Below are 8,120 nucleotides of genomic sequence, written 5' to 3'. Positions count from 1 at the left end.
TATCGATACGCTCCACGAAGCCGTCGCCTATCGCGACGCCACCGCCCCGCGACTGGTGCAGGCCGCGCAAGCGGGCCGGCCCCACCGTGTCACCATTGTCGGCGGCGGTGCGACGGGCGTGCAGTTCGCCGCCGAACTGCTCCAGATTGCCGATACCGTGGACGAGTTCGGTATCGACGGCGCCCGCGCCGCCATGCAGGTGGCGCTTCTGGACAAAGGAGAAAGGCTGCTCGCCGCCTTCCCGCCCCCCGTCTCCACCGCCGCGCGCGGACGCCTGGAACAGCTCGGCGTCACGGTCCGGCTGAACGTCGATGTCGCCCGTGCAGAGGCAGATGGGCTGACGTTGGAGGATGGCGAGAAGATCCCGGCCGACTTCATCGTCTGGGCAGCCGGCGTCCGCGCGTCGCCGCTGGCCGCATCGCTGGACACCCTTGAGCACGGCCCCGCCAGCCGCATCGTCATCGACGCACATTGCCGTACCAGCCGGCCGGAGGTCTTCGCGCTCGGCGACTGCGCCGCGCTCACCCCCGCCGGCGCCGATGCGCCGCTGCCACCCACCGCGCAGGTCGCCTTCCGCCAGGCACTCTATCTCGGCCGGCATCTGCCTGCGATGATCGCCGGCCGGCGGGTGCCCGACTTCCGCTACCGCGATGCCGGGGCACTGGTCTCGCTGGCGGAGTACGACGCCTATGGTGCGCTCGGGGATTTCGGCTTCTTCAAGGGGGGTATCAAGAACGGCTTCTTCCGCGGCCGCATCGCCCAGGCCGGCCATGCGCTGCTCTATCGCCGGCATCAGGCACGCCTCCACGGTGCGCCGCGTGCCGCCGGGCTGTGGCTGTCCGACGTCATCACCGCACGGACCCGCCCGATCGAAAAGCTCGAATGATCCGGGGGGAAAAATCCGCTCGCCCACCAGCTTACCGCGCGATACGCTCGGCCGATGACCATCGCCATCCTGCTTGCCATGGCGGCGCAAGCCCCCGCCACCGATTCCACCGTCGCACTGCGTAACGCGCGCGGCATGGTCGTCCGCGTCATCCCGCAAGGCGCGATCATCACCGCGATCGAGGCGCCCGATCGCAATGGCCGCATGGCGAACGTCGTACTGGGCTACCCGACGCCGGACGATTATCGGACAAAGGTGCGCAAGAACGGGTTCGGTGCGACGATCGGCCGCTATGCGGGCCGCATCGCCAACGCGCGTTTTCCGCTGAATGGCCGCACGATACGGTTGACCGCCAATGACGGCGCGAATGCGCTTCATGGCGGAGGCGACCAGGGCTTTGACACCGTCGACTGGACGGTATCACGCCCGGCCGGGGCACAGGACCGTGCCACCTTCACCTTGGTCAGCCCCGATGGCTTTCAGGGCTTTCCAGGGCAGGTTACCGTCACCCTGACCTACCATGTCCTGCCGGACAACACGTTGCGGATGGACTATACCGCGCGCACCACGAAGCCGACGGTGATCAACCTCACCAATCACAGCTATTACAATCTGGCCGGTGAAGGCAGCGGATCGGTGCGAGGCCAGCGGCTCCGGTTGAACGCTACCCGCTATGTCGCCACCGATGCGGCGGGCATACCGACCGGCGCGCTGCTCCCGGTCGCGGATACCCCGCTCGATTTCCGCTGCGCCCGCACGATCGGTGACCATCTGGACAGCACGACCCCGCCGATGAACGGGCGCGGCTACAACCATGCCTGGCTGTTCGACAAGCCGGAGGGCAAGCTCGCCCCCGTTGCCCGCCTGTCCGATCCCGCCTCCGGCCGGACGATGACGGTCGCCACCACCGAGCCTTCGATCCAGGTCTATACCGGCGGCTATATCGACGGGCAGGACGCCGGCCCCAGCGGCCATGTCTATCAGCCCGGCGACGGCATCGCGCTGGAGACACAGCATGTCTCGGACTCGCCGAACCATCCGGCGTTTCCCTCCACCCTGCTCACCCCGGCCCGCCCCTATCGGCAGACCACCACCCTCCACTTCGGTGTCGCCGATACGACGGACGAGGCCTGCACGCGATAGCGCATGCCCTCAATGCGCCGCGGACGTATCCACCGCTTTGGGCGGCCGCGGCGCCAGCCAGATGATCGTCGCGGACAGGAAGAAGATGACCGCCGCCACGGCGAACAGATGATTGGTGGCGAGCGCGAAGCTCTCCTGATCCACCATCCGCTCGACCAGTCCGCGCCCTTGCTCCGTGGTGAAGCCGGCCCGCGTCGCATTGGCGATCACCTGCTCGGGTCCGTTCAACAGGCCCGCCAGTTCCGCCCGGCTGGCCTGCGCGTCATTCTGCCAGAGGGTCGCGCCGATCGACGTTCCGATCGCGGCGGCGAGCGTGCGCAGGAAGCTCATCAGACCCGCCGCCGATGCGGTCTCCTCCGGATCGACCGCACCCAGCGCGATGATCGTCAGCGGCACGAAGAAGAACGGCATGCCCAACCCTTGCACGAATTGCGGTGCAGCCAGGATCCAGAAATCCGCTCCACTGAACCAGAAGGTGCGCAGGATCGAGGTCAGCCCCAGCCAGAAGATGCCGAAGCACACCAGCGCGCGAGGATCATATTTGTTGGTCAGCTTCGCCACGATCGGTGAGAAGATCACCGCCAGCACGCCGTTGAAGGCGGTGACGTATCCGGCATCGGTCGCGGTATAGCCCAGCGACGTCTGCAGCCATTGGGGAATGATCACCACCGAGGCGAAGAAGGTGCCGAAACTGAACGACAAGGCGGCGACCGACACCGTGAACCCGCGGTGCCGGAACACGCGCAGGTCGACGATCGGATTGCCCTCCGTCATCTCCCAGATGATGAACGTCACGAAGCCGATCGCGGCGATCACCGCGCAGCCGACGATGAAGCTCGATCCGAACCAGTCATGCTCGCGCCCCAGGTCCAGCATCACCTGCAGCGCCGCGATCCAGATCACCATCAGGATCAGGCCGATCCGGTCGATCGGCACCACCATCGTCTCGGTCTCCTTGGCGCGCAGCAAGGTGAAGACGCCGACGATGCAGAAGATCGCGATCGGCAGGTTGATGTAGAATATCCACGGCCACGACCAGTTGTCGCTGATCGTGCCGCCCAGGATCGGCCCCAGGATCGGCGCGGTCACCGTGGTCATCGCCCAGGCCCCCATCGCCGCGGCGCGCCGCTCCGGCGGGAAGATGCGCAAGAGCAGCGTCTGGGTCAGCGGCATCAGCGGCCCGCCGCAAAAGCCCTGGCCGATACGAAACGCCACCATCAGCCCGAGTGTCGGCGCCAGGCCGCACAAGGCGGAGAACGCCGCAAAGCCGATCATCGCCGCCATGAACACGCGCACCGTGCCGAACCGCCGGACCAGCCAGCCGGTCAGCGGCACGCAGATCGCCTCCGCCACCGAATAGGAAGTGACAACCCACGTGCCTTGCGTCGCCGAAACGCCCAGTCCACCGGAGATGTGCGGCACGGATACGTTGGCGATGGTCGTGTCCAGCACCACCATGAAGTTGGTGAGCGCCAGCACGAACCCGGCGAGCAGCAGGCGGCCGCCGGTCAGTGGCTGGTCTTCCTGCACGGGGGCAGCGGCGGAGGCCATCGTTCCTGCTACCTCAGCGATCGTCCGAGATGTCGATCTCGGCATCCATGGACAGCCCGACGCGCAGGGGGTGGGCGCGAAGCTGTGCCGGGTCCAGCGCGATGCGCACCGGCAGGCGCTGGACGACCTTGATCCAGTTGCCCGTCGCGTTCTGCGCGGGGATCAGGGCGAAGGCCGATCCGGTACCGCCGGCAAGCCCGACGACCTTGCCGTGATATTCGACATCGCCGCCATACAGGTCGGAGGTCAGCGTGGCCCGCTGCCCGATGCGGACATGGCTCAACTGCCCTTCCTTGTAGTTTGCATCGACATACAGCTTGTCGACCGGCACGATCGTCATCGCGACCGCACCGGGCGCCAGCCGCTGCCCCACCTGCACGGTGCGCTGCGCAACGACACCGTCGATCGGCGCGCGGATCACGGTGCGCGACAGGTTCAGCCGCGCCTGACGCAGCCTCGCGCGCGCCGCCAGCACGTCCGGCGCCGTCGCCCGCGTCGTCCCGCGCGTCAGCGCGGTATTGGCGGCGCGGTCCTCCAGCGCCGATGCGCGGGTGGCAGTCGCTTGTGCGATGCCGGCACGCGCCACTGCGACATTGGCGCGTGCGGTGCGCAGGGCATTGGTCGCCGCGGTCACCTCGTCGCCCGACACCGCGCCTGCCGAGATCAGCGCCTGACGCCGCTCATAATCGACCTGTGCGCGTTCCAGATTGCCCTCGGCCAGCGCCAGTTGCGCGCGCGCCGCACCGATGTCGGCGGTGCGCGCATTGGCTTGTGCCTGCAGCGCGTCACCGGTCGCCTCGGTCTGCCCGTACCGGCGCTCCGCGGTCGCCAGATCGGCCTCCGCCTGCGCCACCGCGATGGCGGCATCGGCATCGTCCAGCCGCATCAGCACCTGCCCCTGCTTCACGGCTTGCGTATTGCTGACCGCCACGTCGATCACCTGCCCGCTCACCAGCGGCGTCACCTGCGCCACCTCCGCCGCGACATACGCATTGTCCGTCGTCACCCGCTTCGACGCGATCAGCTTGTCATACAGCAAATAGCCGATCGCCAGCACGATCACGACCGCCGCGAAGATCATAAGCAACCGCTTGCGCTTCGCCGGGTTGGCGTGGGTTGCACCCTTGGCGTCGTCCGCCTGCTCGCTGTCCTTGGATGGCGTATCCATCATCGTATCTCGCTCGTCTGAAGATCGTGGGCCCCGAAACCACCGCCCAGCGCCCGGACCAGTTGCACGTCGAGTGCAAACCGCCGCGCCTCGATATCGGCAAGCGAGCGCCGCGCGGTCAGCACCGTCTGCTCGGCGCTCAGGACGTTCAGAAAGGTGGACAGCCCACCTTTGTAGCGGAGCTGCGCCACCTGATACGCGCCCTCCGCATCGGCAAGCGACGCGCGCGCATCGGCGATCTGCTCGGCGACCTGCCGGCGGCTCGTCACGGCATCCGCCACCTCCCGCAACGCACCGATCAACGTCCGGTTGTACGTCGCCACCGCCTCGTCATAGCTCCCCCGCGCCCGACGATACCGCCCCGCACGCGCGCCCCCATCAAACAACGGCAGGCTGACCGCCGGCCCCACATTGCCGATGCTCGACGTGCCCCGGAACAGATTGTCCAGTCCCAGCGATTGCAGGCCGATAAGCCCCGCCAGATTGATGTTGGGGTAGAAGTCGGCTCGCGCCACCTTGATCCGGCTGCTCGCGGCCTCGACCCGCGCGCGCGCCGCGGCGATATCCGGCCGACGCCCGACCAGCGCGATCCCCGCATCCGCCGGCAGATCCACCGCCAGCGCGGGTATCGCCGGCCGGCCAATTGACAGTGCACGATCCGGCCCTGACCCGATCAGCGCGGCAATCGCATTCTTGGTCAACTGAATCTGCTCGGCATTGCCCGCCAAATCGACACGCGACGCGGGCACCGCGGCGCGCGCCTGCTTCAATTCGGCCTGCGTGTCCAGCCCGATTGCGACGCGATCGGCAACGAGCCGCTCGGTGGCAGCACGCACATCCGACGCGCGTCGCAACACATCCTGCTCGGCATAAAGCCGCGCCAGATCGGCATAGCTGGCCGCAATGCTGGTCGCCAACACCAGTCGCGTCTGCTCACTGTCCAGCCGTGCCGCCTCAGCTTCCGATGTCGCCGCGACCAGGCTTGCCCGGTTGCGGCCGAACAGGTCCAGGTCCAGCCCGGCATTCAGTGCGACGCGCCCGGTGTCGTTCCATCCTTTCGGCACAAACTGAGCCGGGATGCCATTGTTGTAGCTCTGCTTGTTCAGCCCCGCAGCGCCCTCCGCGTCCAGTGCCGGCAAGGTTGCGGCGCCTGCCTGCTGCACTGCCCCTCGCGCGATGCGCACGCGCGCCGCAGCAATTGCGATGTCGGGCGAGCCGGCCAGCGCCTCGCTGATCAGCCGATCAAGCTGCGGATCGCCATAGCTGCGCCACCACTGCACCGCCGGCCATGCCGCTCCACCGGCGGCAGCGCCCAGGCTGGCCGTCGAGGCATATTTTGCCGGTGTTGCCAAAGGTGGCCTGCCGCCAAGATCGGGCACCCCGCAACCGGCGAGTCCCGCCGTCATGGTTAGGCCCCAGGAGAGTCGTATCAGTCGCATGGGATTACCGTACTCCTCGGTACGGTGCGCTGATGATCCTGTGCTCCTACCTTGTCAATGAAATTTCGTACCGTATAGTACGGTAATGACACAGCGGAAGGGCAGAAGAGAGGAAAACCGTAAAGAACGGCATGCGGCCATCGTTCGGCAGGCTCGCGATGCGTTTCTCGAACAAGGCTATGCTGCGACATCGATGTCGACCATCGCGGGCAAACTCGGCGGTTCCAAGGGCACGCTCTGGGCCTATTTTCCGTCTAAGGAAGATCTGTTCGCCGCCGTCCTCGACGATCTGACCGTCAGTTTCCGCAACAGTCTGGAGGACGCACTGCGCCCCGGCCGCGATTGCCGAACGACCTTGTCCGATTTTGCGGAGCGCTTTCTGCAGAAGATTGTCGACCCGTATATTCTGGGCATGCACCGACTGATTGTGGGGGAAGGCGGCCGTTTTCCCGAAATCGGTCGCATATTCTACGAACGCGGCCCCAGACAGGTGGTCGAGCGACTGGCCGACTATATATGCCAGCGCATGGACGCGGGCGATTTGCGTGCCGACGACCCGCAACAAGCCGCGCGCAATTTGATCCAGTTGACCCAGACCGCTCAAAGTCTGCGCCTGTGGGGCGTGGTCGACACACCTACCCCCGAACTCCTCCACACCCACGCCACCAACGCGGTCGACGTCTTCATGCGTGCTTATGCGGTGTTGCGATAAGCGGGGATGAGATTTGACGATGCTGCGTCAATCGTGGCTCATATTCATTTCGCGCGCGCAACATGCTATCGAACAGACCGGGTGTCGCAAGTAAACCTACCGCAAAGACCAGAATTACCATCTAGAGTTGATCCTATTGTTGCTGGATCGAATGTGTATTCCCGAACTGGTCGAGCCGTGATTCAAGCTGCTGGCCGGGTTGGAGGCTGGCGACGATGGCAAGACCCTATTCGGATGATCTTCGGGAGCGGGTGGTAAGATCGGTTGCATCGGGACGGATCTGTCGTGAGACGGCGCGCCTGTTTGCGGTGAGCGTGGTGAAGTGGTCGCAGCGTCGTCGAGCGATCGTGAGCGCGGCGGCAAGGAAGCGCCCAAGATCCTGGAATCGCAGCACGCATGGCTTCTCGCACGACTGGCGGAACAGCCGGAGCCGATGGTGCGGGCGCTGACGATTGAACTGGCGGAGCGCGGCAACCCGGCCAGCCCGAACACGGTGTGGGTGTTGCTGCGCCGTGCCGGGCACAGCTTAAAAAAAACGCTGTCCGCCACCGAGCAGGACCGACCGCAGATTGCCAAGGTCAGGGGCGCAGTGGAAGAAGTATTACGGTCGGCTTGATCCCCGTTGTCTGGTCTTCGTCGACGAGACCTGGGCCAGCACCAACATGGCCCCGCTGCGTGGCTCGGGGCCGCGCGGCAAGAGGCTGATGGGCCGGGTGCCGCAGGGCCGCTGGCGGACCATGACCTTCATCGCCGCACTGCGCTGCGACCGGATCGATGCACCCTATGTGTTCGACCACCCGATCAACGGCCTGACCTTCACCGCATGGGTCGAGCAGTGCCTCGTGCCGACGCTGAAGCCAGGCGACGTGGTCATCCTCGACAATCTCGGCAGCCACAAAGGCAAGGCGGCCCGTGTGGCCATTCGCGCGGTCGGGGCCAGACTGCTGTTCCTGCCCCCTTACAGCCCCGACCTCAACCCGATCGAACAGGTCTTCGCCAAACTCAAGCACCTGCTCCGAAAGGCTGCCGAGCGTTCCATTGAAACCACCTGGAAGCGCATCGGCTCACTTCTCGACGCCTTCCCTCAAGCCGAATGCGCAAACTATCTCCGCAATAGCGGATAGGCTCACGCTTAGCCAGGACACACTTAGGGGTCAGCTGAAGAGGATCTTGGGCATGAGGCGCGTGGCGGCGTGTCGGGAACGCACAAAAGCCCCGGTC

Annotated in this window: 6 protein-coding genes and 1 pseudogene; 4 read left to right on the top strand and 3 right to left on the bottom strand. The window is 66.1% G+C overall.

The annotated features are described in order from the left end of the window. On the top strand, positions 1–886 hold an 886-nt coding region (locus tag Q0U08_RS14850; protein ID WP_298092254.1), incomplete at its 5' end, for an FAD-dependent oxidoreductase. A gap of 54 nt (positions 887–940) precedes the next feature. Beyond that, positions 941–2,029, top strand: a complete 1,089-nt coding sequence (locus tag Q0U08_RS14845) for an aldose epimerase family protein (protein ID WP_298092252.1) — start codon at positions 941–943, stop codon at positions 2,027–2,029. 9 nt (positions 2,030–2,038) lie between these two features. Here Q0U08_RS14845 and Q0U08_RS14840 read toward each other — a convergent pair whose 3' ends face one another. From Q0U08_RS14840 to Q0U08_RS14830, 3 genes are all read right to left on the bottom strand, one after another. Further along, a complete protein-coding gene (locus Q0U08_RS14840) occupies positions 2,039–3,580 on the bottom strand; it encodes a DHA2 family efflux MFS transporter permease subunit (RefSeq protein ID WP_298092251.1) in 1,542 nt (513 codons plus the stop codon). A 13-nt stretch (positions 3,581–3,593) separates the two neighbouring features. Further along, the gene (locus Q0U08_RS14835) at positions 3,594–4,661 is read right to left on the bottom strand and encodes an HlyD family efflux transporter periplasmic adaptor subunit (RefSeq protein WP_298092256.1); all 1,068 of its coding nucleotides are present in this window, start codon (positions 4,659–4,661) and stop codon (positions 3,594–3,596) included. 86 nt (positions 4,662–4,747) lie between these two features. Next, positions 4,748–6,154, bottom strand: a complete 1,407-nt coding sequence (locus Q0U08_RS14830) for an efflux transporter outer membrane subunit (RefSeq protein ID WP_298092249.1) — start codon at positions 6,152–6,154, stop codon at positions 4,748–4,750. Between the two features lie 118 nt (positions 6,155–6,272). Between Q0U08_RS14830 and Q0U08_RS14825 the strand changes: the two genes are divergently transcribed. Further along, entirely contained in the window at positions 6,273–6,899 is a 627-nt protein-coding gene (locus Q0U08_RS14825; protein ID WP_298092247.1) for a TetR/AcrR family transcriptional regulator, read from the top strand. 215 nt (positions 6,900–7,114) lie between these two features. After that, positions 7,115–8,023 (top strand): annotated as a pseudogene (locus Q0U08_RS14820) (IS630 family transposase). Positions 8,024–8,120 lie beyond the last annotated feature (97 nt).

The sequence above is a fragment of the uncultured Sphingomonas sp. genome (genome assembly GCF_946477935.1).
GTDB lineage: Bacteria > Pseudomonadota > Alphaproteobacteria > Sphingomonadales > Sphingomonadaceae > Sphingomonas.
This window is presented reverse-complemented; position numbering and strand designations above follow the sequence as displayed.

Bases quoted from the DNA above. Each gene is read 5' to 3' on its own strand.
- Q0U08_RS14845 (WP_298092252.1), top strand. From the start codon at position 941: ATGACCATCGCCATCCTGCTTGCCATGGCGGCGCAAGCCCCCGCCACC.
- Q0U08_RS14825 (WP_298092247.1), top strand. From the start codon at position 6,273: ATGACACAGCGGAAGGGCAGAAGAGAGGAAAACCGTAAAGAACGGCAT.
- Q0U08_RS14835 (WP_298092256.1), bottom strand. From the start codon at position 4,661: ATGATCTTCGCGGCGGTCGTGATCGTGCTGGCGATCGGCTATTTGCTG.
- Q0U08_RS14840 (WP_298092251.1), bottom strand. From the start codon at position 3,580: ATGGCCTCCGCCGCTGCCCCCGTGCAGGAAGACCAGCCACTGACCGGC.
- Q0U08_RS14830 (WP_298092249.1), bottom strand. From the start codon at position 6,154: ATGACGGCGGGACTCGCCGGTTGCGGGGTGCCCGATCTTGGCGGCAGG.